This window comes from Litorisediminicola beolgyonensis (assembly GCF_042679605.1).
GTDB lineage: Bacteria > Pseudomonadota > Alphaproteobacteria > Rhodobacterales > Rhodobacteraceae > Litorisediminicola > Litorisediminicola beolgyonensis.
Window position 1 is genome coordinate 92540 of the sequence record NZ_JBHTMU010000008.1, and the last position, 23890, is coordinate 116429.

General features: G+C 67.1%; 24 protein-coding genes and 1 tRNA gene. 15 read left to right on the forward strand and 10 right to left on the reverse strand.

All coding sequences use genetic code 11. The features are described 5' to 3' along the window. Positions 1 to 4: 4 nt before the first annotated feature. From ACFQ4E_RS06700 to ACFQ4E_RS06715, 4 genes are all read right to left on the reverse strand, one after another. Positions 5 to 844 (reverse strand): ABC transporter permease, encoded by an 840-nt coding sequence (locus ACFQ4E_RS06700; protein WP_386802167.1) that lies wholly within the window; start codon positions 842 to 844, stop codon positions 5 to 7. 1 nt (position 845) lies between these two features. After that, positions 846 to 1694, reverse strand: a complete 849-nt coding sequence (locus tag ACFQ4E_RS06705) for an ABC transporter permease (RefSeq protein ID WP_386802211.1) — start codon at positions 1692 to 1694, stop codon at positions 846 to 848. Positions 1695 to 1834: 140 nt separating this feature from the next. After that, complete coding sequence (locus ACFQ4E_RS06710) at positions 1835 to 3100, reverse strand: ABC transporter substrate-binding protein (protein ID WP_386802212.1); 1266 nt, start codon at positions 3098 to 3100, stop codon at positions 1835 to 1837. Positions 3101 to 3161: 61 nt separating this feature from the next. Beyond that, positions 3162 to 4145 (reverse strand): ABC transporter ATP-binding protein, encoded by a 984-nt coding sequence (locus tag ACFQ4E_RS06715; RefSeq protein WP_386802168.1) that lies wholly within the window; start codon positions 4143 to 4145, stop codon positions 3162 to 3164. A 257-nt stretch (positions 4146 to 4402) separates the two neighbouring features. Between ACFQ4E_RS06715 and ACFQ4E_RS06720 the strand changes: the two genes are divergently transcribed. The 3 genes from ACFQ4E_RS06720 (at position 4403) to speB (ending at position 6999) form a co-directional block, all read left to right on the forward strand. Beyond that, positions 4403 to 5089 carry a GntR family transcriptional regulator gene (locus ACFQ4E_RS06720; RefSeq protein WP_386802213.1) on the forward strand — a complete coding sequence of 229 codons (687 nt, stop codon included), beginning with the start codon at positions 4403 to 4405 and terminating at the stop codon, positions 5087 to 5089. Further along, positions 5086 to 5910 carry a GNAT family N-acetyltransferase gene (locus ACFQ4E_RS06725; RefSeq protein ID WP_386802169.1) on the forward strand — a complete coding sequence of 275 codons (825 nt, stop codon included), beginning with the start codon at positions 5086 to 5088 and terminating at the stop codon, positions 5908 to 5910. The genes ACFQ4E_RS06720 and ACFQ4E_RS06725 overlap by 4 nt, the downstream gene beginning before the upstream one ends. Positions 5911 to 6057: 147 nt before the next feature. After that, positions 6058 to 6999, forward strand: coding sequence for an agmatinase (gene speB / locus ACFQ4E_RS06730; protein WP_386802170.1), 942 nt, complete (start codon positions 6058 to 6060; stop codon positions 6997 to 6999). 340 nt (positions 7000 to 7339) lie between these two features. Here speB and ACFQ4E_RS06735 read toward each other — a convergent pair whose 3' ends face one another. Further along, complete coding sequence (locus ACFQ4E_RS06735; protein WP_386802171.1) at positions 7340 to 8572, reverse strand: serine hydrolase domain-containing protein; 1233 nt, start codon at positions 8570 to 8572, stop codon at positions 7340 to 7342. 247 nt (positions 8573 to 8819) lie between these two features. Here ACFQ4E_RS06735 and ACFQ4E_RS06740 point away from each other — a divergent pair, with 247 nt between their 5' ends. After that, complete coding sequence (locus ACFQ4E_RS06740) at positions 8820 to 9542, forward strand: TetR/AcrR family transcriptional regulator (protein WP_386802172.1); 723 nt, start codon at positions 8820 to 8822, stop codon at positions 9540 to 9542. Here ACFQ4E_RS06740 and ACFQ4E_RS06745 read toward each other — a convergent pair. Next, on the reverse strand, positions 9539 to 10600 hold the full coding sequence (locus ACFQ4E_RS06745; RefSeq protein WP_386802173.1) for a sigma 54-interacting transcriptional regulator: 1062 nt from the start codon (positions 10598 to 10600) through the stop codon (positions 9539 to 9541). The genes ACFQ4E_RS06740 and ACFQ4E_RS06745 overlap by 4 nt on opposite strands. A gap of 9 nt (positions 10601 to 10609) precedes the next feature. After that, positions 10610 to 11236: a XylR N-terminal domain-containing protein gene (locus ACFQ4E_RS06750; RefSeq protein ID WP_386802174.1), complete on the reverse strand. Its 627-nt coding sequence runs from the start codon at positions 11234 to 11236 to the stop codon at positions 10610 to 10612. 225 nt (positions 11237 to 11461) lie between these two features. On the opposite strand from ACFQ4E_RS06750, the gene ACFQ4E_RS06755 reads away from it, so the two are divergent. From ACFQ4E_RS06755 to ACFQ4E_RS06790, 8 genes are all read left to right on the forward strand, one after another. Then, complete coding sequence (locus ACFQ4E_RS06755; protein ID WP_386802175.1) at positions 11462 to 12940, forward strand: aldehyde dehydrogenase family protein; 1479 nt, start codon at positions 11462 to 11464, stop codon at positions 12938 to 12940. Between the two features lie 104 nt (positions 12941 to 13044). Then, positions 13045 to 14154, forward strand: coding sequence for an NAD(P)-dependent alcohol dehydrogenase (locus tag ACFQ4E_RS06760; RefSeq protein WP_386802176.1), 1110 nt, complete (start codon positions 13045 to 13047; stop codon positions 14152 to 14154). A 43-nt stretch (positions 14155 to 14197) separates the two neighbouring features. Then, on the forward strand, positions 14198 to 15109 hold the full coding sequence (locus ACFQ4E_RS06765; protein ID WP_386802177.1) for a SphA family protein: 912 nt from the start codon (positions 14198 to 14200) through the stop codon (positions 15107 to 15109). A 60-nt stretch (positions 15110 to 15169) separates the two neighbouring features. Continuing rightward, a complete protein-coding gene (locus tag ACFQ4E_RS06770) occupies positions 15170 to 16456 on the forward strand; it encodes an ABC transporter substrate-binding protein (RefSeq protein ID WP_386802178.1) in 1287 nt (428 codons plus the stop codon). Between the two features lie 76 nt (positions 16457 to 16532). Continuing rightward, positions 16533 to 17342 (forward strand): ABC transporter ATP-binding protein, encoded by an 810-nt coding sequence (locus ACFQ4E_RS06775; RefSeq protein WP_386802179.1) that lies wholly within the window; start codon positions 16533 to 16535, stop codon positions 17340 to 17342. Then, positions 17339 to 18064 carry an ABC transporter ATP-binding protein gene (locus ACFQ4E_RS06780; protein WP_386802180.1) on the forward strand — a complete coding sequence of 242 codons (726 nt, stop codon included), beginning with the start codon at positions 17339 to 17341 and terminating at the stop codon, positions 18062 to 18064. Before ACFQ4E_RS06775 ends, ACFQ4E_RS06780 begins: the two co-directional genes overlap by 4 nt. Continuing rightward, the gene (locus ACFQ4E_RS06785) at positions 18057 to 19004 is read left to right on the forward strand and encodes a branched-chain amino acid ABC transporter permease (RefSeq protein WP_386802181.1); all 948 of its coding nucleotides are present in this window, start codon (positions 18057 to 18059) and stop codon (positions 19002 to 19004) included. Before ACFQ4E_RS06780 ends, ACFQ4E_RS06785 begins: the two co-directional genes overlap by 8 nt. After that, on the forward strand, positions 19001 to 19996 hold the full coding sequence (locus ACFQ4E_RS06790; RefSeq protein ID WP_386802182.1) for a branched-chain amino acid ABC transporter permease: 996 nt from the start codon (positions 19001 to 19003) through the stop codon (positions 19994 to 19996). Before ACFQ4E_RS06785 ends, ACFQ4E_RS06790 begins: the two co-directional genes overlap by 4 nt. Positions 19997 to 20345: 349 nt before the next feature. Here the strand turns inward: ACFQ4E_RS06790 and ACFQ4E_RS06795 are convergent. Next, a tRNA-Leu gene (locus ACFQ4E_RS06795) sits at positions 20346 to 20431 on the reverse strand. Between the two features lie 168 nt (positions 20432 to 20599). Between ACFQ4E_RS06795 and ACFQ4E_RS06800 the strand changes: the two genes are divergently transcribed. Next, positions 20600 to 21583 (forward strand): complex I NDUFA9 subunit family protein, encoded by a 984-nt coding sequence (locus ACFQ4E_RS06800; protein ID WP_386802183.1) that lies wholly within the window; start codon positions 20600 to 20602, stop codon positions 21581 to 21583. Positions 21584 to 21834: 251 nt separating this feature from the next. Here ACFQ4E_RS06800 and ACFQ4E_RS06805 read toward each other — a convergent pair whose 3' ends face one another. Together ACFQ4E_RS06805 and ACFQ4E_RS06810 are read right to left on the reverse strand one after the other, a co-directional pair. Then, complete coding sequence (locus tag ACFQ4E_RS06805; protein WP_386802184.1) at positions 21835 to 22098, reverse strand: DUF6455 family protein; 264 nt, start codon at positions 22096 to 22098, stop codon at positions 21835 to 21837. A gap of 75 nt (positions 22099 to 22173) precedes the next feature. Then, positions 22174 to 22935: a M48 family metallopeptidase gene (locus ACFQ4E_RS06810; protein ID WP_386802185.1), complete on the reverse strand. Its 762-nt coding sequence runs from the start codon at positions 22933 to 22935 to the stop codon at positions 22174 to 22176. 117 nt (positions 22936 to 23052) lie between these two features. Here ACFQ4E_RS06810 and ACFQ4E_RS06815 point away from each other — a divergent pair, with 117 nt between their 5' ends. Then, positions 23053 to 23439 carry a thiol-disulfide oxidoreductase DCC family protein gene (locus ACFQ4E_RS06815; protein ID WP_386802186.1) on the forward strand — a complete coding sequence of 129 codons (387 nt, stop codon included), beginning with the start codon at positions 23053 to 23055 and terminating at the stop codon, positions 23437 to 23439. A 10-nt stretch (positions 23440 to 23449) separates the two neighbouring features. Beyond that, positions 23450 to 23680 carry a hypothetical protein gene (locus tag ACFQ4E_RS06820; RefSeq protein WP_386802187.1) on the forward strand — a complete coding sequence of 77 codons (231 nt, stop codon included), beginning with the start codon at positions 23450 to 23452 and terminating at the stop codon, positions 23678 to 23680. Positions 23681 to 23890: the final 210 nt, after the last annotated feature.

The window sequence follows — 23890 nt, forward strand, 5'->3', positions numbered from 1 at the left end:
TTGTTCAGACCAGCCCCTTGCCCGCGTCCGAGCCCTGTCGCGCCCGCCGCCGTCCACTCCACCAGACGATGCCGAGGAAGGCGCCGATCACGAGGAAGGAGAAGGCGGTGGTCAGCGTGCCCAGCGCAAAGATCACCGGGGTCGTGACGTTGGTGGTCATCCCGAAGATCTCGAGCGGCAGCGTGTTGTAGCTGCCCGCGGTCAGGAGCGTGCGCGCGAACTCGTCATAGGACAGCGTGAAGCCGAAGAGCGCCACGCCGATCAGCGACGGCGCGATGATCGGCAGGACGACGTGACGGATGGTCTGCCACGGGCTCGCACCGAGGTCGCGGGCGGCCTCTTCGTAGGCGCGGTCGAAGCGGTTGAAGACCGCGAACATGATCAGAAGACCGAAGGGCAGCGTCCAGGTCAGCTGCGCCCCGTAGCCCGAGGTGGTCCAGTGCACCGCCAGCCCCGCCTGGCTGAAGATCAGGCCGACGCCCAGCGAGACCAGGATCGACGGGATCACCAGCGAGGTTACGATCAGATAGAAGACAACCGAGGACCCGGCAAAGCGCTTGCGGAACGCCAGACCCCCCATGACCGAGACGACCACCGTGGTCACCATGACCATCAGGCCCAGCGCGAAGGACCGCCGGAACGAGCCCCAGATGTCGCCCACCGCCTGTTCCTGGAAGAGGTCGCGGAACCAGTGCAGCGACACCCCGCGCATCGGGAAGGTCAGGCCGCCCTCGGGCCCCTGGAAGGACAGGATCGCGATGGTGAAGGTCGGGCCGTAGAGAAAGATCAAGAAGAGTGTGAAGAACGCGGCGAGGATGTAGAAGGAGCGCGGGCGCTGTTCCATCTCAGAGCTCCTTCCGGATGTCGACGAAGCGCAGCATGATCGCGATCACCAGAAGCACCGTGATCAGAAGCACCACCGCCGTGGCCGAGGCCGAGGGGTATTGCAGAAGCCCGATATCGTTCGAGATCAGACGTCCGACATTGGCGCTCTGCGAGCCGGACATGAAGCGCACGGTGATGAAATCGCCCATCACCAGGGTGACGACGAAGATGGTGCCGATCATGATCCCGGGTTTCGTGAGCGGGATGATCACGTGCCAGAGCACCTGCCAGCCGGTGGCGCCCGCATCGACGGCGGCCTCCACCAGCGAGCGGTCGATGCGCATCATCGTGTTGAAGATCGGGACCACCATGAAGAGCGTGTAGAGATGCACGAAGGCGAGGATCACCGAGAAATCGCTGAAGAGAAGCCAGTCGAGCGGCTCGTCCACCACACCCCAGGAGATCAGCGCCTGGTTGGCCAGCCCGTTGCGGCCGAGAAACGGGATCCACGAGATCATGCGGATGATGTTCGAGGTCCAGAACGGGATCGTGCAGAGCAGGAAGAGCGCGATCTGCCAGTTCAGGGTGCGGACGTGGAAGGCCAGGAAATAGGCCACGGTGAAGCCGATCCCGAGCGTGAAGGCCCAAGTGATCAGGGCGTATTTGAAGGTGTTGAAGAAGACGCGCCAGGTGACCTCTGAGCCGAAGAGGAAGGCGTAGTTGTCGAACTGGAACGCCGGGTAGATCGAGAACTCGGTCGCGCCCCAGAAGCTGACGATCACGATCATGACGATCGGAAGCACCAGGAAGAGCGCCAGAACAAGCGCCATCGGCGCGGCCAGAAGCCAGCCGGTCACGTGGCGCGACATCGCGCCGGTCTTGCGCGCCGGCGCTGGGACGGTGGCGGTCATCGGGCTGGCTTGATCGGTCATGTGCGAGGACTTTCGGAAAGAGTTGCTCCGGCCCGGGAGGAGGAGGGCCGGAGCGCTGGCATCATCGGGCGAAGGGATCACGCCGCGATGAATTCATTCCACTTGCGGACCATGTACTGGTTCTCGTCCATGACCGCGTTCCAGCAGGCCACGGCGCCCATCCGGTCGTAGAAGGATCCGCCGTCGCGCACCTCGCCCGCTTCGGCGAGCTTGTCGCCGGTCGGCGAGGTGATGACGTCGGTGGCTTCCTTGCCCTCGAACCAGTAGCCCCACTCGTTCTCGGACATGAACTCCTTCGAGGTCTCCGGAACCGCCGAGTAATAGCCCTGGCGCATCAGGTAGCCGCCGACCCAGCCGGAGAGATACCAGTTGATGTATTCGTAGGCCGCATCGAGCTCCATGCCCGACAGCGAGTTCGACAGGCCGATGCCGCCGCCCCAGGAGCGGTAGCCTTCCTTCAGCGGCTGGTAGACGCAGGGGATGCCGCGGGATTTCACCGCGGTGATCGCGGGCGACCACATCGACTGGATCACCACCTCGCCCGAGGCCATGAGGTTCACGCTCTCGTCGAAGGTCTTCCAGAAGGCGCGGAACTGGCCGTTCTGCTTGGCCTCGGTGAAGATCGCGATGGTCTTGTCGATCTCCTCGCGGGTCATGTTGCCCTTGTCGCCATACTGGACCTCGCCCATCGCCTCGCAGACCATGGCCATGTCCATGATGCCAATCGAGGAGATGTCGAGGATCGACGCCTTGCCCTTGAACTCGGGGTTCAGAAGCTCGGTCCAGCTCTCGATCGGACGACCGATCAGGTCGGGACGGATGCCCAGAGTGTCGGCGTTGTAGATCGTCGGGATGAGCGTCATCCAGTTGGTCTGCTCGTCGGCGAAGGTCGTGGCGCCCTGCTCGGGGACGAAGCCCACGGTATGCGGCGCGGTGCCCTGCGCGATCTCGCTCTCGGGCGTCAGCTTGCCCGATTTGAAGATGCCGACGATCTTGTCGTAGTTCTTGATCTTCGAGACATCCATCGCCTGGAGGTTGCCGGTCGGCCAGACCTTCTTGCAGATCCAGTATTCGATATCGGCGATGTCGAAGCTATCGGGCTGGGTGGCCGCGCGCTGGGTGACGCTGTCGGAATCGAGCGCGGTCATCTCGAGCGTGAAGCCAAGGTCTTCCTTCACCTTCTGCGCCACGTCGTTGAGGTTCGACACGCCGGTGCCGAACTGGCGCAGGACGATGTCCTTCGTTTCCTGGCCCCAGACCATCGGGGCAGGCAGGGCGGAGGCCGCGAGCGCCGCACCCCCGGTCTTCAGCAGCGCACGCCGCGAATAGCGCACTTTCGAAATCGTGGTCATGAGTGACTCCCTGTTACGATCTTATGTACGTTTCTTGTTCTTGATGGCCGGATCAGCCGCGCAGCGCATGCGCGTCCTGCCCGTCCCAGTCGAGGCCGACGGCCTCGCCGACATCCTTCGGAGCCCCGAAGAAATCCCTGTCCGTCAGGAGCGCGGTGACCTCCTGCTCGCCCGCCACCGCCGCGGTCAGCGACACATGGGTGCCCTGGTACTCGATGGCGGTGATCCGTCCGGCCAGCCGTGCGGCATCGGGCGTGGTGACGCGCAGCGCGTCCGAGCGGACCGCGATCGGTCCCTCGGGCAGCGCGATGACGTTATGCGCCCCGATGAAGCGCGCGACGAAGGCCGTGGCCGGGGCGTCGAACACCTCGCGCGTGGGGCCCGCCTGTTCGATGACGGCGTTGTTCATCACGACGATCTCGTCGGCGAGCGCCAGCGCCTCGTCCTGGCCGTGGGTGACGTGGATGAAGGTGATGCCCAGTTCGCGCTGCAGCTTGCGCAGCTCGGCCCGCATGCGGATGCGCAGGAACGGATCGAGCGCCGAGAGCGGCTCGTCCAGAAGCAGCACCTGCGGCTCGGTGATCAGCGCCCGCGCCAGCGCAACGCGCTGCTGCTGGCCGCCCGAAAGCTGCGCGGGCAGGCGTTCGGCGAAGCCCGTCATGTCGACGAGCTCCAGCATCTCGCCCGCGCGGGAGCGGCGCTTGGCGGCGTCCACGCCCTTCATGCGGAGGCTGAAGGCGACGTTCTCGATCACGCTCAGATGCGGAAAGAGCGCGTAGCTCTGGAACATCATCGCGGTGCCGCGCTTTGCAGGAGGCATCGACGAGATATCGCGCCCGCCCAGGAGGATCGCGCCGTCCGACACCGCCTCGTGGCCCGCGAGCATCCTCAGCGTCGAGGATTTCCCGCAGCCCGACGGCCCCAGGAGGCAGGCATAGGTTCCGGCGTGAAACAGGTGGTTGATCGCGTCGACGGCGACCGTGTCCCCGTAGCGCTTGGTCAGCGTGACCAGTTCGAGATCGAGTTCGGACCGCATGTCGCCTCCTGTCCGGCTGTCCTGACGAGACTGCCGCAGGGTCAGGACCCGAGCGAAGGGCTACCCGACATGGCGCGGTGTCCGACACGGTGTTTGCCTCAAAGCGAGGCGCAGACTTCCGGGATTGTCGAAAATCTGTGCAAAGATCGTATACGATCCTGACGACAATACCACTGCTCTCTTGCGACAAAGCGGCGGACAGGCGAGTTTCGGCGGTGTCCCTTACTGCCTGTCAGGAATCGTTTCCGGTGCTTTCCATCGACCAGACCTCGCCCGAGCGCGCCTCTGCCGACACGATCTCGGAGCGTCTGACCGAGGCGATCCACGAACACCGCATCCTGCCCGGCGCGAAACTGTCGGAGGACGAGGTCGGCGAGATCTTCAGCGTCGGGCGCACGGTCGTCCGGCAGGCGCTCCGGGCGCTCGCGCATGACGGGCTGGTGCAGATCGAGCGCAATCGCGGTGCCTTCGTCGCCAATCCGTCGGTCCGCGAGGCGCGCGAGGTGTTCGAAGCGCGCGCTCTTCTCGAGCCGCGCACCGCCCGCGCGGCGGCGGAGCGGACCACGCCCGAGGCGCTCAAGCTTCTCGAGCGCCATATGGAGGAAGAGCACGCCGCGATGGCCGCTGGCGAACCGGGCCGCGCGCTCAAGCTCTCGGGGCAGTTCCATATCGAGATCGCGCGGATCGCCGACCAGGCCACGATCGAAGCGTTCATCCGCCAGCTCGTCTCGCGCTCGTCGCTGGTGATCGCGCTCTATTGGCGCCGCCGCAACGCGATGTGCGAGAGCCACGCCCACCACGCCCTTCTGCAAGCTTTCCGCGACAAGGACGGAACCGCGGCCGAAGAGCTCATGACCAGCCATCTCGTCGATCTCGTCTCGCAGCTCGACCTTGTCGAGACCCGCAAGACAGGTGGATCGCTCCGCGCGGCGCTCTCGCTGTGATCTCGTATCGCCAGATGGAGGCGCGCGATCTGGCGCGGGTCCTCGACTGGGCGGCAGAGGAAGGCTGGAATCCGGGCCACGGAGATGCCGCCGCCTTCCATGCCGCGGACCCGGGCGGCTTCTTCCTCGCCGAAGAGGATGGAGCGCCCGTCGCGGCGATTTCGGTGGTCAACCACGGTGCGGATTTCGCCTTTCTCGGTCTCTATCTCTGCCGCCCGTCGCATCGCGGCCTGGGCATCGGCTTCGATCTCTGGACGCATGCGCTGGCGCGGGCGGGCGGGCGGACCGTGGGTCTCGACGGCGTGCCCGCGCAGCAGGAGAACTATGCCCGCTCCGGCTTCGTGCTGGCAGGCGGGACCGCGCGCTCTGGCGGGCAGGTTCAGGGCGCGGTGCATGAGGCCGTGCGCAGCGCACGGCCCGCCGAGCTTCCCGCCTTTGTGGCCGCCGAAGGCATGGCCTCAGGCGTGGTGAAGCCGGACTATCTCGGCCGATGGCTCAGGGGCGACGACACCCGCGTTACGCTTGTGGCCGAAGCGCCCCTGGGGTTCGGCTTCGCCACCGTGCGCCAGTGCCGGGAGGGCGCGAAGATCGGGCCGCTGCTTGCGGAGACGGTCGAGACGGCCGAGGCCCTGATCCGCCACGCCGCGACGCTCTACCCGGGTCCGGTCTTCCTCGACGTGCCGGAACGCTCCGCGCCGCTCGCCGAGCTCTGCGGGCGGCTTGGCTTGGCCGAGGGCTTCCGCACGGCGCGCATGTATCGCGGCAGACCGGTGATCCAGACCGCCGACATCTTCGCGGTCACCAGCCTCGAGCTCGGCTGATCACCGCGCCCTCGCGCCTCCGGGGTGGAGGCGTCGCGACCAGCGAAGAGCCAGGACGATTGGCCAATCTCCGCCTGCGCCCTAAGCCTTGATCCTATCACCCCGGACCCAACGGCGCTGACGCGCACCCCGCCCAACGGAGAGATCATGACGGACCTCAACCAGCCGCTCGGCGGCAACGACATGCCGCGCTTCGGAGGCCCCGCCACGATGATGCGCCTGCCCGCGGCAGAGACCGCCAAAGGTCTCGACGCCTGCTTCGTCGGCATCCCGATGGATATCGGCACCTCGAATCGCCCCGGCACGCGGCTCGGCCCCCGACAGATCCGCGACGAGAGCCGGATGCTCCGGCCCTACAATATGGCCACCGGCGCGGCGCCCTTCGACAGCCTGCAGGTGGCCGATATCGGCGATGTGCCGATCAACACCTTCGATCTGAAGAAATCCGTCGAAATCATCGCCGAGCACTACCGCGACATCCTGGGCCACGGTGCGGTGCCCCTGACGCTCGGAGGCGACCACACCCTGACCTGGCCGATCCTCCGCGCGATCAAGGAGCGGCACGGACCCGTGGCGCTCGTCCATGTCGATGCCCATGCCGATGTGAACGAGGCGATGTTCGGCGAGACCGTCGCCCATGGCTGCCCCTTCCGCCGCGCCTGGGAGGAGAACCTTCTCCAGAACGACAAGGTCTTCCAGATCGGCCTCCGGGGCACGGGCTACGCCGCGGACGATTTCGACTGGGGCCGCGCGCAGGGCTGGCGCGTGATCCAGGCCGAGGAGTGCTGGTATCGCTCGCTTGCGCCGTTGATGGAGGAGGTGCGCGCCACGGTGAGAGACGCGCCGGTCTATCTCAGCTTCGACATCGACAGCCTCGACCCGGCCTTCGCCCCCGGCACCGGCACGGTCGAGCCCGGCGGGCTGACCACATGGCAGGCGCTCGAGATCGTGCGGGGACTGTCCGGGCTGAACCTCGTGGGCGCCGACCTCGTGGAGGTTTCCCCGCCCTACGACCCCTCGGGCAACACCGCGCTGATCGGCGCGAACCTGCTCTACGAGATGCTCTGCCTGCTGCCGTCTCGGCCGTGAAACACAAGGCGGTCGCCGGGGGAAGCGTTACGATAACGGCGATGCGAGCACCGATCCGCGCGGGAAAGGATTTGGACCTGTCGCTTGTCGCCAGCCTCTTGGAGGACGGACGGATCTTCGTGTCGTTCTGGACCGAGCTGTCCGAGTGAACGCCCGTCGAGGGTCACAGGACCTGCATCCGCTGACAGAGAAACCGCACCGAACCATCCGCCAATGCGCAAGCGTCGAACCCGTGTGGGTGAGGGGCTGAGCCGGATCAACTGAGCCCGGCGTGACCGCTGGGTCCGGGTCGTGCTTCTCCGAAGCGCGGGCCCGCGGCGTCGCAAGCCCGCGCCGAGGATCACTGGGTCAGTTTCGCGGTGATCTGGGCGAAGAGCTCTTCGTTTTCCTCATCGCGGCCGACCGGCTCCTGCGTGTAGCTGATCTTGACGATGACGATGTTGTTTGTCGGATCGACGCGGATGAACTGGTGGTGCAGCCCGAGCGCCATGAAGACGTCGCTGCCGGCATCGGTCCACCACTGGTACTGGTAGCCCATCGGCGCGCCGGGGGCGAAGGGCTCGTAGCCCTCGTCGGCGACGGTGGCTTCGCGCACCCACTCCTCGGGCACGACCTGCTGGCCGTTGGCCTTGCCGCCCTGCAGGAACATCTGCCCGAACCGCGCATGATCGCGCGCCGTCGAGGCGAGGCCCGCCCCGTAGAACTCGCGACCCACATCGTCGGGGCCGTCCATGATCCAGTAGGCGTCATATTCCGCGCCCATCGGCGCCCAGAGCTTCTCGCTCATATACTCGGCGCCGGTCCGGCCGGTCACGCGCTCGACGATGCAGCCGAGCACGCTGGTGTCGAGCGTGGCATAGTTGAAGACCGCATCGGGCGCGTTCGGGCCCGGCTCGCTCTCGGTCGCGGCGTAGTCGCACCAGCGGTACCGATAGGCGACGAGAGAGTTGTCGTGCACCTGCGTCAGCTGCGTCTCGCTGCCGAACTCGTAGCGCTCTTCCCAGGCCACACCGGAGCGCATCCTCAGCACGTCGCGGACCGTCGGGCCGTCATAGCCGGTGCCCTCCATCTCGGGCAGGTATTTCGTCACCTTGTCGTCGAGACTGTCGATCAGGCCGTCGTTCAACGCGAGGCCAATCAGCGTCGAGGTATAGGACTTCGCCACCGAGAAGGTCAGGAAGCGCGTGTCCGGGCCGCTGCCGTTGCGGTAGGTCTCGTAAACGATGGCCCCATCCTTGAGCACCACGAGCGCGTTTGTGCGGGTGCGCTCGAGCGCCCCTTCCAGATCGGTCGTCTCGCCGAGGATGGTGTAGTCGCCCTCCAGCGACATCGGCGCTTCGGGCAGATCCCAGGCGCTGTCCCCTGCTGCGACGCTGCGCGTGGCGAACATCTGGTCCATGTGCTGGAAGGTCAGGTAGTTGAGCGACGGCATGAACATGCTCGCCCGCGCGTCGATCATGGTGGGCGTCAGCCAGCGGTCGGGATCATTGGACTGCGCTAGCGCGGCGCTGCCAAATCCGGTGACAGTGACCGCTGCGGTCAGGGCCGCCGCGACGATATTCAGGGATCTCATAGAACTCTCCTCTCTTGCAAAGCCAAGGATCGCCCCCACCCCGGGCGGTTGCCCGCCATCGGTGGAAATCGGCTGCAGGTCCGCTTAGGGTCAGGATCGTGGCCGCGCGCGCCTGGAACCGCCGCGGGCCGCGAAAGTGCGGAATGCAGGGAAAATGGGAACAAGCCTCTCCTCTCGGGTCCGTGGCCCTCATTGCTATTGGCTAAAAACTTTTAGTCAAATAAAATAATTTATGGAATAAAAACTCATGGAGAAATCGTCCCGCCGATCCGACCCGTCGCAGGGCGCACAGCCCGATGGCGCAGAGCCTCCGGCAGAGGGCCTGCGGTCGCGCAAGAAGGCCAAGCGCCGCGACGACATCCTGATGCAGGCGCGGTCGCTCTTCGCCGAGACAGGCGTGGACGCGGTCACCATGTCCGAGATCGCCCAGGCCGCGGGCGTGTCGACGCCCACGGTGTTCAACTATTTCGGCAACAAGGACGGCATCCTGATCGCGCTGATCACCGAGGGCACGCAGAAGGCGCGCGAGAACAGCAAGGTGCTGGAGCCCCGCACCGATGTGGACTTCCTGACGACGCTGATGACGGTGTTCCTTGATGTCTCGTCCGAAACTCTGGCGATCGCGCGCAAGCGGATCTGGCGCTATGCGCAGGCGGCGACGATCCGGCATCCCGATACCGATATCGCGCGGTCCCTCGAAGAGATCGATGCGGCGCTCCTGCAGATCGTCGAGCGCATCCTGTCGCGCTACGAACTGACACTGCACGACGGATCACGCGGCGATCCGCGCGTGGTCGCGCATCTCTTTCTCGATGTCTGGATGACCACCTTCCATGCCTTCGTGCGCGCCGAGGACATGACGCTCGAGACCCACGAAAAGCAGCTGCACGCGCGCTTCGCCCCGCTCTGCCGGATGATCTTTGCGCCAGCCTTCCTGGCCCGCCCGACCCTTGCCGAAGATCGGGCCTAGCTGCCGCGGGGCGCCTTGCCCGAAGGGCCCGGCTTCAGGTTGAACTTCTTGATGCGGTAATCGACCTTCGCGCGGCTGACCCGAAGCTTGCGCGCGGCTTCGGACACGTTCCAGCCGACCTCGGTGAGCGTCGTCCGCAAGAGCTCCAGTTCCAGCGATTCCATCATGCTCTGACCCGGCTCCTCCGGCGGCGACACGGCGCCGCCCGCGTGGAACTTGGCGGTCTTGGCGATTTCGGGGAGCGTTTCGAGCGCCGAGAACATGTGGTTGATCTCGATGAAGGCGCCGGGTTCGGCATAGATCATGCCGCGCCGCAGGAGGTTGGACAATTCGCGCACATTGCCCGGGTAGTCGTAGCGCAGGAGCGCATCGAAGCCCGCGCCCGACAGCCCCGCAACCGTCCGGCGCAGGCGTTTGCGATGCACGGCCAGGAAATGCGAGACGAGCAACGGAATGTCGTCGCGCCGGTCGCGCAGCGCCGGGATCTCGATCGGCAGGACCGACAGGAGCGTGTGGAGATCCGAGCGGAACGCGCCCTTGCGGATCGCCTCGACCGGCGAGACGCCGAGCGCAGAGATGATCCGCGTCTCGCGCAGGCGCCTGTCATCCTCGGTGATCAGCGAGGCCAGTCGCGCCTGGTGCCCCTCGCTCAACGAAAGGAGCGCGTTCAGAAACAGCGTCCCGCCCTTGGCCTGGGCCAGGAGACCCTCCTCGCCCAGAAGCTCGTCCTCCTCGGACCCCGCCGAGCCGGGACTCAGCGCCGCGCAGTTGACCGCGACGAAGGGCCCCTCGGGCGTTGCGCCCAGCATGTGGAGATGGCGCGCGAAGAAGGCCTTGCCGGTGCCGGACTCGCCCAGAAGCATCACCGGTTCAGAGAACGGCGCTGCTTTTTCCAGAAGCCGCTTGGTGCGCTGGATGGCGGGGGAGGTTCCGATGATCACGTCGTCCTGCACCGACGTGTCCGCGGGCGCGATATCGGGCATGGCGGTCGCGGGGTTCCAGGGCGTGCCGCGCTTGGCCGCCGTGGCGGTCAGGCCGAAGATCTCCAGCTCCGGCACGTCATCACGTCACCCCCCCACGTCCTTGCCGACAACAAGGCAGCGCGGCGCGCCCTGCGCCACGCATTCGATCTCGCGGAAGATCACCGGAAAGCCGAGCAGCGTCTTGGTATAGCCCGACGGCACGCCGACCTGCATCCAGCAGGCCGCGCAATCACAGACACCGAACCGCCGGATATGCTCGGTTCCGGCGACGCTGTCGGTCCAGTGAAACTCGCCGTGATAGGTCTTGCGCTTGGCGTCGAACTCGAAGCGCCGCGTGGTGACCTTGGCGTAGCCCTCGATCGTGTGGAGCCTCGGCCCGGCGGCGAGTGCGGCGGTCAGGTCCTGCTGCGGAAAGCGGTTCATCACGATATGGGCGAGCTTGACCCCTTCCTGCCAGCCGATCCGCATAGACTGGATGCGCGTGTGCTGGGTGCCCTTGTCCTGGATCATCTGGGCCATCAGCGCGCCCAGCACATCCGCCTGCATCAGCACCATGCGGTTGTCGTTGAACCAGATCCGCCCATCGCCCAGCGCGAATTGCAGCGCGTCGGCCAGGTCGTTCAGCGTCGGCGGAGCGCCCTCATCCAGCAGCAGACTGTCGCCCCGCTGGAGAATCCGCGGCGCGCGTCGCGACACCTCGCGCAGGGACACGCGCGTGGCATTTTCACTATTTTCAAAATCTGAATCGCTCATTTCATAAAATTATGAAACACCGACACCCTCGTGGGAAGCTATTTTCCAATTAAAATTACATGCACTTATCTCAATTCCGCACATCCCATTAAGATTTTTCTTCCTGAAATGACGGCCCGAGCGGCAGAAATTCCGGCAACCGACGCACCGGGGAGGGTCGCGTCTGTGAATGGGAGGAAGACGATGGACGGCAATACCATGCCATTTCTGGACGAGAGCGTCTGGAGCGGAAAGATTTACCTGAGCGACTGGGTTGCGGGTTCTGCGGGGACCCGCACGGTGACCGCCCCCGCGGACGGCTCGGCCGTCGCGGTCGTGGGCGAGGCGAGTGCCGCCGACCTGGCCGATGCCGCGCGCAAGGCCGCCGCGGCGCAACCCGCATGGGAGGCCACGGCCCCCGAGGCGCGCGCCGCGATCCTCAACCGCGCCGCCAGCGTTCTGGAAGAGAACGCCGAAGAGCTCATGCCCTGGATCATCCGCGAAAGCGGATCGATCCCGCCCAAGGCCGGCATCGAGATCCAGCACAGCGCCGGTTTCCTGCGCGCCGCCGCCGAGGCCGCGACCCAGGGCGGGGCAACCTCGCTGCCCTCCGTCGATGGCCGCGAGGCCGAGGAACAGCTGATCCGCGTCGCGCATGGCGTCGTCGGCGTCATCTCCCCCTTCAACTTCCCGCTGATCCTGTCGATCCGGGCGATTGCCGCGGCGCTCGCCACCGGCAACGCGGTGGTGCACAAGCCCGACCCGCGCACGCCGGTCTCGGGCGGCGTGATGATTGCCCGCGCCTTCCAGGAGGCCGGTCTGCCCGAGGGTCTCCTGCATATCGTGCCCGGTGGTGCGGATGTGGGCGTCGCGATGTGCGAGGACCCGAATATCGCGATGGTCTCCTTCACCGACTCGCCCGAGATCGGCGCGCGGGTGGGTGAGGCCTGCGGGCGGAACCTCAAGAAGGTCCAGCTCGAGCTCGGCGGCAAGAATGCCCTGATCGTGATGGACGATGCAGATATCGATGTCGCGGCCTCGAACGCCGCCTGGGGCGCGTGGCTGCACCAGGGCCAGATCTGCATGGCGACAGGTCTGATCCTCGCGCCGGCCGCGCTGGCCCCGCAACTCGCGGAAGCGCTCGCCGCGAAGGCACAGGCGCTTCCCGTGGGCGACCCGGCGAAAGAGCAATGCGCTCTGGGGCCGCTGATCGTGGAGGCCGAGGCCACCCGGATCAAGGCCATCGTCGATGACGCGGTGGCGCAGGGCGCCGTGCTCCATGCGGGCGGCGCACCCAACGGGACGATGTTCCCGGCGACCGTTCTCTCTGGCGTCCGCCCCGGCATGCGTGCCTTCGACGAGGAGATCTTCGGCCCCGTCGCCGTGGTCGCCAGCTACGAGGACGACGACGACGCGGTGGCATTGGCCAACCGGACCGAGTTCGGTCTCGTCGGCTCGGTCATCGGGCGTGACGTCGCCGGCGCCAAGGCGCTCGGCATGCGGCTCAAGGTCGGTCACCTGCATATCAACGACCAGACCGTCACCGCCTCGCCGCTGGCGCCCTTTGGCGGGCGCGGCCGGTCCGGGAATGGCAGCCGGATCTCCGGCCCCGCGATCTGGGAGGAGTTCACCCAGTATCTCTGGGTGACGATCAAGCCCGAAGCGACCCCCTACCCGTTCTGATCCATCGGCTCCGCGCGCTCCGACAGGGCGCGCGGCCCGATCCCAGTTCAGCCTGCACCCGCCACGGGTGCGGGACCGAAACCTGCATGCCGGAGAACGCCCCCATGCCCCTGAACATCCAAGCCGCCGTCGCCCGAAAACAGGATGGCGACCTCAGCATCGAAGACCTGACCCTCGACGATCCGCGCGACGACGAGATCCTCGTCAAGGTCGTGGCCACCGGCGTCTGCCACACCGACCTCGTGGTGATCGCGGGCCATCTGCCGACGCCCATGCCGGTCGTCCTCGGCCATGAAGGCGCGGGCATCGTCGAGGCGGTCGGCGCCAAGGTCACCAAGGTCAAGCCCGGCGACAGTGTGGTGATGACCTACAACACCTGCGGCACCTGCCCGTCCTGCCGGGACGACGCGATGTCCTATTGCTACGAGTTTTTCCCGCGGAACTTCTTCGCCACCCGGCCGGATGGCAGCCTGCCGCTGCAGGCCGGATCGGATCCGGTGCATGGCAATTTCTTCGGGCAATCGTCCTGGGCGACCCATGCGCTGGCGACCGAGCGCAACGTGGTCAAGGTCGACGCCACCGGCGACGAGCTGGCGCTGATGGGCCCCTTGGCCTGCGGCGTGCAGACCGGCGCGGGCACCGTGATCAACGCGCTGAAGCTCGAAGCGGGCAAGAGCTTCGTCTGTTTCGGCGCCGGGTCGGTGGGTCTCTCGGCCATTCTGGCCGCGGCGGCCCAGGGGGCCAGCCAGATCATCGCCGTCGACATGCATGGCTCGCGCCTCGACCTGGCGCGGGAGCTCGGAGCGACCGACACGCTGAACGCGGCCGACGAGGACATCGTCGCGCGCATCAAGGAGATCACCGGCGGCGGCGCGGCCTACGCGCTCGACACCACCGGACTGACCCCGGTGATCCGCCAGGCGGTCGAGGCGCTGGCACCGCGCGGCAAGGCGGCGGTGCTGGGCGCCCCGGCCCCGGGCTCGGAGATCATCGTCGACAACACCGACTTCATGTCGACCGGCAAGACCCTGATGGGCGTCGTCGAGGGCGAAAGCGACGGCGACACCTTCATCCCGCAGCTGATCGAGCTCTGGCGCGCGGGGCGCTTCCCCTTCGACCGGCTCGTCACCTTCTACCCCTTCTCCGAGATCAACCGCGCCATCCACGACAGCCACGCGGGCACCACGATCAAGCCGATCCTCAGGATCGGATGACCGCCGGACGATCGGCACATTCCATAACAACGAGGGACCAGACATGAACCGAACACTGCTCTTTGCCGCGGCGCTTCTCGCGGCGACGCCCGCCCTGGCGCGCGAACCCGGCACACCCGCCGTGATGCCGTCGGGCGCGACGATGGGTGTGCCCGTCGGCGCCAACTTCCCGGTGCCGGGCTTCTATCTCTCCAGCCGCTCGGCTCTGGTGCGCGGCAAGGTCTATGACGACACCGGCACCGATACAGGCCAGTCGCTCGACGTGAACGTCACCGCGGTGCAGCTGCACTGGACACCGGGCGTCGAGATCCTCGGCGGCACCTATCGCGCGATGGGGATCATGGCGTTCCAGGACCTCGACTTCGCGGTCGGCGGCACCAGCGTCGGCAAGAACACCAGCGTCTCCGACCTGACGATCAGCCCGCTCAACATCCACTGGATGGTCGCACCGGGCGTCTTCACCACCGTGGGCCTGGGCTTCAGCCTGCCCCTGGGCGAGTTCGAACCGGCCGGCCCCGGCGCCGGGCCGAATGGCGGCCTCGGCGCACCGGCCCTGGCGCTCAACGCGGGCTTTTCCTACCTGCGCGACGGTTGGAACCTGTCAGCCGACGTCAATTACTTCATCCATGGCGAGAACGAGGACACCGGCTACCGCTCGGGCAACGAGGTGCTGGCCAATTTCACCGCCATGCGCGGCTTCGGTGAGAGCGGCTGGAGCGCCGGCGCGATCGGCTACTGGCGCGACCAGGTCTCCGACGACAAGAACAACGGCACCGCCTATGGCGGCTTCACCGCCGGGCGCGTGAAGGAGACCGCCATCGGCGTCGCCGTGGCCAAGCGCTTTGGGCCCACCGAGATCTACGCCGATTACACCTGGAACACCCATGCCGAGAACACCGTCGGCGCCGATACCTTCCGGCTGAACATCACGTTCCCGCTGGGCGGCAAGAAATGATCCATGCGGCCCGCCGCAGGATGCAGCGGGCCGGTCACAACACGTGAAGGGGAGGACACCATGACGTATCGACTGAACCGGCGCCGCTTCGGCGCACTCGCGGGGGCCGCGGCCCTTGCTCCGGCACTATCCACCACCGTCCGCGCCACGACCGACGAGACGATCCGCATCGGCTGGATCGGTCCGCGCTCGGGACCGCTCGGCATCTTCGGCGAGGCCGATGCCTGGCTCGCCGAGACGGTCACCGCCAAGCACGCGGGCGGCCTCCAGATCGGAGACCGCAGCTACGCGGTCGAGATCGTCATGGTCGACACCCAGTCCGACCCAGTCCGCGCCAGCCAGGAGACGCGCAACCTGATCAACGGCCAGGCGCCGGACATCATCATCTCGTCCTCGACCCCCGAGACGACCAACCCGGTCGCGGATGCCTGCGAGGCGTCGGGCGTGCCGTCGATCACCACGATCGCGCCGTGGGAGGCCTTCTATTTCGGTCGCGGCGGCAAGCCCGGCGAGAAGTCCTTCAAGTGGACCTACCATTTCAGCTTCGGCGCGGGCGATTTCGCGCCGCTCTATGCCGATGGCTGGAGCAAGATCGACACCAACCGCAAGGTCGGGATGCTGGTCCCGAACGACGCCGACGGCAACGCGATCCGCGCCGGTCTGATCCCCGCGCTCGAGGCGCAGGGCTTCGAGATCTTCGACGCGGGCCCCTACGAGAACATGTCGGCGGATTTCTCGAACCAGATCAACTACTTCAAGCAGAACGACGTCGACATCATCAACACCTTCCCATTCCCGCCGGATTTCCCGGTGTTCTGGCGGCAAGCCGCGCAGCTGGGTCTCGCGCAAGAGCTCAAGATCATGCAGATGGCCAAGGCGGGTCTCTTCGCCGCCGAGATGGAGGCGCTCGGCAGCCTCGGCTACGGGCTCTGCACAGGCGCCTACTGGCACCGCGATTTCCCGACCACCTCTCCGGCGACCGGCCTGAAGAGCGCCGAGCTGGCCTCGGGGTTCGAAGAGACCATCGGCAAGCAATGGACCCAGCAGGCCGGCGCGCAGGCCGCGTTTCTGGACGTGACGCTGGCCGCACTGACCGCCTCGGGCAATCCCAAGGACAAGGCCGCCGTCGCCGTCGCGCTCGACACGCTGACCACCGAGACCGCGGTCGGCACGGTGGATTTCGCCAACGGCCCGATGCCCGGCATCGCCACCACGCCGCTGGTCAACTGCCAGTGGGTCAAGGCGGCCGAGGGTCCCTACGAGTTCGACCTTGAGATCACCGCCAACGCGCTCGCGCCGGACGTGCCGATCTCGGCCGATCTCAAGCCCTACAAGATCGGCGGATAAGCCGATCTGTGCAGGAGGGGGACATGCTCCTCCCAAGGCCTCCTCCTGCCTTTTCAGCTGACGGAACGCACCTTCCATGACGATGATACCGATTGACAGCATCCAGACGGCCGATCCGGTTTCCGCGCCCCGTCAGGACGCGCGGGTGGCGATCCCTCATGCGCCACCCGCGCTTTTGGCCGACCACCTCGTGAAACGCTATGGCAGCCTCAAGGCGCTCGATTCCGTGAGCTTCCAGGCCAGCGAGGGAGAGGCCGTCGGCGTCGTCGGCCCGAACGGCGCAGGCAAGACGACCCTCTTCGGCGCGCTGGCCGGAACCTTCCCGGTCAATTCCGGGAGCATCCAATTCCGCGGCACCGAGATCACGGGCATGTCGGCGCAGGAGCGCAACATGATGGGCATCGCCCGCACCTACCAGGTGCCGCGCCCCTTCCGGGGCATGACGATTTTCGAAAACGTGCTGGTCGCGCTCCGGGCCGGAGGCGGCGCCGAGGGCGCCGTTGCCGTCGAGCAGGCGGCGGAGCTTCTGGAGCGCACCGGTCTCCTGCCTCTGGCGAACACGCCCGCGGGCGCGGTCGGCCTTCTCGATCTCAAGCGGCTCGAGGTCGCCCGCGCTCTGGCCACCCGACCGCAGGTGATCCTGCTTGACGAGATCGGCGGCGGCCTCACCGAAGCCGAGCTTGTCAAGCTGATCGCCCTGATCCGGGGCCTCAGCGAGGCCGGTCTGACCATCGTCTGGATCGAACATATCCTTCACGCGCTCCTCAAGGTCGTGACCCGGCTCGTCTGCATGGCCGAAGGCCGCGTCCTGGCCGAGGGCGATCCGCAGGAGGTCATGGCCGACCCCGCGGTGCGCAGCGCCTATTTCGGAGCGGACGCGGAATGACTCTCTTTGCCGTCGAAGACCTCACCTGCCGCCACGGCCTCCTGACCGCGGTCCAGGGCCTGTCGATCACGCTGAACCGGGGTGAGGTCCTCTGCATCATCGGCGCCAATGGCGCGGGCAAAACCACCTTCATGCGCGCGCTCGCCGGGGTGCATCGCAACACAGACGGGCGCATACTTCTGGACGGGACCGATATCACCGGTCTCCATGCCTTCGAGCGCACGCGGCGCGGGATCGCCATGTCGCCCGAGGGACGGCGGCTCTTCTACGACCTGTCCGTCCGCGAGAACCTCCTGATCGCGTCGGAGAACGCGCGCCCGGGTCCGTGGGATCTGCCGCGCGTGCTGGACACCTTTCCGCAGCTGCGCCCGATCATCGATCTCGCCGCCGGAAACCTGTCTGGCGGACAGCGACAGGCCGTGGCCATCGGCCGCGCGCTCCTGTCGAATCCCGATGTGCTGCTTCTCGACGAGGTGTCGCTGGGCCTCTCGCCCGCGGCGGTCGAGGGGGTCTACCACTCGCTGGCCGCGCTCAAGGCCGAGGGCGACATCGCCATGATCGTCGTCGAGCAGGACCTGAACCGCGCGCTCGACTTCGCCGACACCATCCTCTGCATGGCCGAGGGCCGGACGGAGTTGCAGGGCGCGCCGGACGCGTTCTCCCGCGCGCAGATCACCGACGCCTATTTCGGCATTCACGACAAGGAGACGGCCCATGGCTGACGCGATCCTTCAGGCGCTCGTGCAGGGGGTGCTCCTCGGCGGCTATTACGCGATCATCGCGGTCGGGCTGTCCTTCATGGTCGGGGTGGTGCGCTTCATCAACCTCGCGCATGGCGACATGGCCGTGCTCGGCGCGTTCCTCGTCGTGACGTTGACCCAAGCCTTGGGCCTGCCGGTGATCCTCTCCATCGCGATCATGCTGCCGGTGATGGCGGTCCTGGGCTGGGTGATGCACGCGGTGCTCTTCGAGCGTGCGATGCGCGGAGGATTCCTCCTGCCGATCCTCGTGACCATCGGCCTCGGCGCGGCGCTCCAGAACGGGATGTTCGGCATCTGGGGCTCGAACACGCGATCCCTCGGCGCCGATATCGGCCAGCTCTCCTGGGCCAGCTGGAGCGTGCCCGGCGGCCTTCTCGTCGGCCAGTTGCCCGTGCTGATCTGCGTCTGCGCGGTGCTGGTCATCGGCGCGCTCCACCTGATGCTGCGCTCGAGCAAGCTCGGCCGCGCGATCAAGGCCACGGCGACCGACCCCGAGGCGGCAGAGCTCTGCGGCGTCGACGCGCGACGTGCGCAGCGGGCGGCCTCGGCCATCGCGGTCAGTCTTGCGGCGCTGGCGGGCGTCTTCCTCGCGATGCGCGGCCAGATCACGCCCTATGCCGGTCCGGCGCAGCTGATCTTCGCCTTCGAAGCGGTGGTGATCGGCGGGCTCGGGTCGATCTGGGGCACGCTGATCGGCGGCATCATCCTCGGGATCAGCCAGTCGCTCGGAGGGCTGGTGTCCAACCAGGCCTCGCTCCTGACCGGGCATCTCGTGTTCCTGGTGGTGCTCATGGTGCGGCTGATGCGGACCAGCTCGGCGGAACATGGCGGCTGGCGGGCCAGTCTTCGGGGCTGGCGTCGGACTAGATCCGCGCGTGACATGAAAGGAAAACCGGCATGACCGGAGCGCATCGTCTCGGCGGCGTCACGCGACTGGATGGCGGCCTGATCGCGGGCGGCGCCTGCGTGCTGGCACTGCTGCTCGCCACGCCGCTGTTCGGCTCGGCCCTGATCGTCGACAAGCTGACGCTCCTGATGATCTACGTCCTTCTGGCGGTGTCGTGGAACCTGCTCGCCGGTTTCGCGGGGCTGGTCTCGGTCGGCCATCAGACCTTCATCGGGCTCAGCGGCTATTTCGTGCTGCGCCTCGTGGAAACCGGGCTGCCGCCATTTGCGGCGCTGCTTCTGGGCGCGGTCGCGGTGCTCCTGGTCGCCTGGCCCCTGTCCTGGATCGTGCTGCGCCTCCGCGCGGCCGAGTTCGCCGTCGCCATGTGGGTGATCGCCGAGACCGTCCGCTCCGTCGTGATGTTCGACCCGCTGGTGCAGGGCGAGACCGGCCGCTCGCTCGTCACGCTGAACGCGATGGACGCGGAACTGCGCCGCACCGCGATCTTCCTTGCGGCGGTGATCGCGGCGGCCCTGGGCCTCGTGGTCAGCCACAGGCTCCTGCGCGGGCGGCTCGGCGGCGAAAGCCAGGCGATCCGCGACGACGAGGAGGCCGCCGCGTCCATCGGCGTCGACACGATGCGCGTGAAGCGGGTGATCTTCCTGATCTCGGCCGTCGGCTGCGCGGTCGCCGGAAGCCTCTGGCTGGCCTCGGCGATCACCTACCAGCCGCGCACGGCCTTCGGGATCAACTGGTCGGTCTTCATGCTGTTTATGGTGCTGGTCGGAGGCCTCGGCAGCTTTGCCGGACCGATCATCGGCGCGCTGGTGCTCTTCGCGCTGCAGGAACTTTTCGGGGATTTCGGGGCCTGGTACCTGGCCGGTGTCAGAGTGGTCGCCATCCTCTTCGCCCTCTACGCCCCCCGCGGCGTCGTGGGCCTCCTGGCCGACCGCTTCGGCACGGAGCCCCTCTCCATGCGCAAGACACTGATCAAGGGCGCCCGGTAGCCACGCCCGGATCTTCTCGCGGTCGCCCGAGACCAAAAGCGGATGCCGCAAAGCGGCGTCCGCTTTCGCCTCGCCTAACACCCCGATCCGCCGCGGAGCATCTCCCGCGACTGCGCGTTGAAAGCGGAGGCTCCCCCGCCGTCCATCTTGGCTCGGAGGCTGGTCCGCCTAAGTTTCTCGTCCCAGCGACGGCACTGCGCCGCCCTTCCCGCCAACACCTGCCCGAACTGACTCGCCCCTCCAGCACCGCAGAGCGACGCCAAAGGCTGAAGACGCCAGCTAAGCGCGTTTCGACCAAGCGGCGCGGACCATGAACCGATCCCTGCATTCTCGAATTTCGGGGGGAAAGTGGTGCCCAGGAGAGGACTCGAACCTCCACGGCCTTGCGGCCACTGGCACCTGAAGCCAGCGCGTCTACCATTCCGCCACCTGGGCAGGTGTCGTAGCGGGGCATTTATCCGCCTCCAGAAAGGCTGTCAACGCCCGATCTGGGAGCAAGATACAACGATTCACGGGCCCCAAGCTCAGCGCGCGGCTTGCCGCTGGGAGGCGGCGGGTTTAGACACCGTGAAGACCACTCCGAGCCTTGCGGGGAGACGCATCATGTCCAAGCTTGTCACCATCATCGGCGGTTCCGGCTTTGTCGGCCGTTACATCGCCCGGCGTATGGCGCAGGACGGCTGGCGGGTGCGGGTCGCGGTTCGGCGGCCGAACGACGCGATCTTCGTCCGGCCCTACGGTGTCGTCGGGCAGGTCGAGCCGGTCTTCTGCAACATCCGCGACGACGGCTCGGTGCGGGACGTTCTGGTCGGAGCCGAAGCGGTGGTGAACTGCGTGGGCGTTCTGTCCGAGACCGGCAAGAACACCTTCGAGGCGACCCAGGCCGACGGCGCCGCCCGCGTCGCCCGGATCGCCGCCGAGATGGGCACCAAGCGGCTCGTGCAGATCTCGGCCATCGGCGCGGATGCCGAGGCCGACAGCGAGTACGCAAGCACCAAGGCGCGCGGCGAGGCTGCCGTGCTCGAGCATTTCCCCGAGGCCGTGATCCTGCGCCCGTCGATCATCTTCGGGTCCGAGGACGAGTTCTTCAATCGCTTCGCCGCGATGACCCGGCTCGGCCCTATCCTGCCGGTGGTCGGCGCCGACACCCGCTTCCAGCCGGTCTATGTCGACGATGTGGCGCGCGCGGCCCAGATGGCGGTCAAGGGCGAGGCGGCGTCGGGCATCTACGAGCTTGGCGGCCCGGATGTCTCGACCTTCCGCGAGCTGATGGGGCAGATGCTCGACGTGATCGAGCGCCGCCGCCTCGTGGTCAACATCCCCTTCCCGATCGCCAAGCTGATGGGCAAGGTCTTCGATCTCGTGCAGACCATGAGCTTCGGCCTGATCCGGGCGCAGATCACCTCCGACCAGGTCGCGAACCTGCGCCACGACAATGTCGTCTCGGGGGAACACAAGGGCTTCGACGACCTGGGCTTCGCGCCCACCTCGCTCGAGGCGGTGCTCCCCGATTACCTCTGGCGGTTCCGTCCGTCGGGTCAGTACGCGGCGATCAAGGCCTCCGCCAAGGGCCTCCGGTCCCGCTGAGACACCGCCTGCGCCCCGCGGGGCGCAGCTTCGGCCGTCCGTGCCCAAGACTTAGCGCAGATATCTGCGCCGGTCTCCGGAACCGAATGCTGTTTCGGAATTCGCCAGTCCAGATCTCGAAAGACGAATGGGGACGCGCCGCCAGTGTCCGGAACGCGCCCCCGCCGCCCGCCCGGAATAGGGCTGGACAGGGTCTCTGATCGAGTTCCCGGGATCCGGCCGGGTGTGCGGCGCGCCGGATCCCGGGACGCTCAGCCGGTGGCCTTCCCCAACCGGCCGAACAAGGAACCATTTCTGCAGAAGTCCGGAGGCGCGGCCCGGGGCGAGTCGCTCTCGTCCAGCCAGGCGGCACAGGCGCCGGGACAGGCGCACCCGGTGCAGGCCAGAACCGCGTCCTCGATCTCGCCGATGCTGACCGAGCCGCGCATCGCCTCTTCCTCGAGATCGATCTCCAGCGCACCCGCCATCCGATCGACCAGGTAAGCGTGCTGTTTCAGAACCGTCCGCGACACCATCCTTGCCTCCGCTTCGATGAGTTGAAGCAGAGGCTTGCACGGGCGGGGACCCCGCGCCTTGACCTGGATCAAGGATCAGGAGCCGCCGGAGATCTCGCGATATGTGCGGCGCACGATATCGACGCGGGCCGAGTTCGGCGGGTGGGTGCCCAGGAATCGGTTGCCCGGGTCGGGAATGCGGTTGAAGAACTCCGCGCCGCGCGCCGGGTTGTACCCGGCGCGATAGGTCACGATCGTGCCCATCTGGTCGGCTTCGAGCTCGAAATCCTTGGAATAGCTGCGCGCGCCCAGCGCCGCGCCATATTGCTGCGCCGAGCGCACCACCTCGTCGCCCACGCCCGCGACCGAGGCCAGACCGGTGGCGATCACAGCGCCCACTTGCGCGTTCTGCTGCGCGCGCTGGAGATGGCCGAGGATATGATGCGAGGCCTCGTGCCCCATCACGAAGGCCAGCTCGTCGGCATTGTCGACCGACATGATCAGCGCGAGGTTGAAGGCCAGAACCGGACGCCCCGCCGCATCGAGGGTCTGGAACGCGTTCGGCGCCTGTCCGGGACGGTCGTCGACGGCAATCAGGAAATTGCAATTGGCCGCCCGTCCGACCTGCCGGCATTGCTGCTCGGCCACCGGCTCGACCCGCTCGATCACCTCCACGAACATGCGCGCCGCCGCCTCGGCCCGGCGCTCGGCCTTGGGCGAGATCTGCGGCGGGCGCTCCGGGGCCGGAGCCGGGGCGGGCGCGGGAACGGGGGTCTGCCGCGTTTCGACCACGACCGGCCCGCAGGACGCGAGCGCCGCGAGCAGGGGCAACAGAAGGAATAGGCGTCTGGGCGACATGGGGGCGCGCTCCGATCCGAGTCTTGGGGTCACATTTGAACATAGAGCGCAGCCGCGACGATTTGCCAGCCCGGGCGACGCTCTGGGCAAGGGATCGCCGGAGCCTAGATGTGGGCCATGAACGCGCCTTTGACCGTGATTTACAACGATACCTGCCCGATCTGCGCCCGCGAGGTCGCGCAGTACAAGCGGCTGACGGCGCGTCACGATCTCGACATCGCCTATGAGGGCCTCTCCGAAGGCGATCTCGAACGCTACGGCCTGAGCGAGCGCGACGCGGCGCGGCGGCTCCACGTGATGAAAGACGGCCAGCGACTGGACGGCGTCGACGCCTTCGCCGCGATCTGGGAGAGGATGCCCGGCTTCCGCTGGCTCGCGCGCGTCGTCCGGTTGCCGCTCATCGCCCCGCTCGCGCGGCTCCTTTATGATCACGTCGCCGCTCCGGCGCTTTTTGCGCTGCACCGGCGACGCGAAAGGCTGGGCAAGCTCACGCGGCGCGGCTAGACTCGTCCCCATGTTCAGCATCGAGCACGAGTTCGACTCCACCGTGGTGATCCTCGTCGACGAGGGCGAGACGCCTCTGCAGGAGGACGTGATCGTCAACACCTTCGAGGAATGCATCACGGTCGAGCAATACGACCCCCGCACCGACCGGGTGAACAAGATCACCCTGTCGATCAGCCAGATGCGCGATCTCGCCGCCGCGATCCAGCTGCCCGAGGGCGTCTACCAGCGCGACGACTGACGCCGCCCCCTGCAGACCAGGCGCGCCCATCGGCTGCCCGGACCGCCACCCAGGTTACGATTGTCCTGGCAGAGCGTGCGCAAGCCTCTGGTAACTAGTTGCCCATGGGCAATTTTTTTCGCACCACGCCCGAACCGGGACACCGGGACACCGGGACACCGGGACACCGGGACACCGGGACACCGGGACACCGGGACACCGGGACACCGG

Bases quoted from the DNA above. Each gene is read 5' to 3' on its own strand.
- ACFQ4E_RS06705 (WP_386802211.1), bottom strand. From the start codon at position 1,694: ATGTCGCGCCACGTGACCGGCTGGCTTCTGGCCGCGCCGATGGCGCTT.
- ACFQ4E_RS06765 (WP_386802177.1), top strand. From the start codon at position 14,198: ATGAACCGAACACTGCTCTTTGCCGCGGCGCTTCTCGCGGCGACGCCC.
- ACFQ4E_RS06820 (WP_386802187.1), top strand. From the start codon at position 23,450: ATGTTCAGCATCGAGCACGAGTTCGACTCCACCGTGGTGATCCTCGTC.
- ACFQ4E_RS06785 (WP_386802181.1), top strand. From the start codon at position 18,057: ATGGCTGACGCGATCCTTCAGGCGCTCGTGCAGGGGGTGCTCCTCGGC.
- ACFQ4E_RS06815 (WP_386802186.1), top strand. From the start codon at position 23,053: ATGAACGCGCCTTTGACCGTGATTTACAACGATACCTGCCCGATCTGC.
- ACFQ4E_RS06775 (WP_386802179.1), top strand. From the start codon at position 16,533: ATGACGATGATACCGATTGACAGCATCCAGACGGCCGATCCGGTTTCC.
- ACFQ4E_RS06770 (WP_386802178.1), top strand. From the start codon at position 15,170: ATGACGTATCGACTGAACCGGCGCCGCTTCGGCGCACTCGCGGGGGCC.
- ACFQ4E_RS06755 (WP_386802175.1), top strand. From the start codon at position 11,462: ATGGACGGCAATACCATGCCATTTCTGGACGAGAGCGTCTGGAGCGGA.
- ACFQ4E_RS06780 (WP_386802180.1), top strand. From the start codon at position 17,339: ATGACTCTCTTTGCCGTCGAAGACCTCACCTGCCGCCACGGCCTCCTG.
- ACFQ4E_RS06760 (WP_386802176.1), top strand. From the start codon at position 13,045: ATGCCCCTGAACATCCAAGCCGCCGTCGCCCGAAAACAGGATGGCGAC.
- ACFQ4E_RS06800 (WP_386802183.1), top strand. From the start codon at position 20,600: ATGTCCAAGCTTGTCACCATCATCGGCGGTTCCGGCTTTGTCGGCCGT.
- speB (WP_386802170.1), top strand. From the start codon at position 6,058: ATGACGGACCTCAACCAGCCGCTCGGCGGCAACGACATGCCGCGCTTC.
- ACFQ4E_RS06735 (WP_386802171.1), bottom strand. From the start codon at position 8,572: ATGAGATCCCTGAATATCGTCGCGGCGGCCCTGACCGCAGCGGTCACT.
- ACFQ4E_RS06715 (WP_386802168.1), bottom strand. From the start codon at position 4,145: ATGCGGTCCGAACTCGATCTCGAACTGGTCACGCTGACCAAGCGCTAC.
- ACFQ4E_RS06805 (WP_386802184.1), bottom strand. From the start codon at position 22,098: ATGGTGTCGCGGACGGTTCTGAAACAGCACGCTTACCTGGTCGATCGG.
- ACFQ4E_RS06700 (WP_386802167.1), bottom strand. From the start codon at position 844: ATGGAACAGCGCCCGCGCTCCTTCTACATCCTCGCCGCGTTCTTCACA.
- ACFQ4E_RS06790 (WP_386802182.1), top strand. From the start codon at position 19,001: ATGACCGGAGCGCATCGTCTCGGCGGCGTCACGCGACTGGATGGCGGC.
- ACFQ4E_RS06810 (WP_386802185.1), bottom strand. From the start codon at position 22,935: ATGTCGCCCAGACGCCTATTCCTTCTGTTGCCCCTGCTCGCGGCGCTC.
- ACFQ4E_RS06740 (WP_386802172.1), top strand. From the start codon at position 8,820: ATGGAGAAATCGTCCCGCCGATCCGACCCGTCGCAGGGCGCACAGCCC.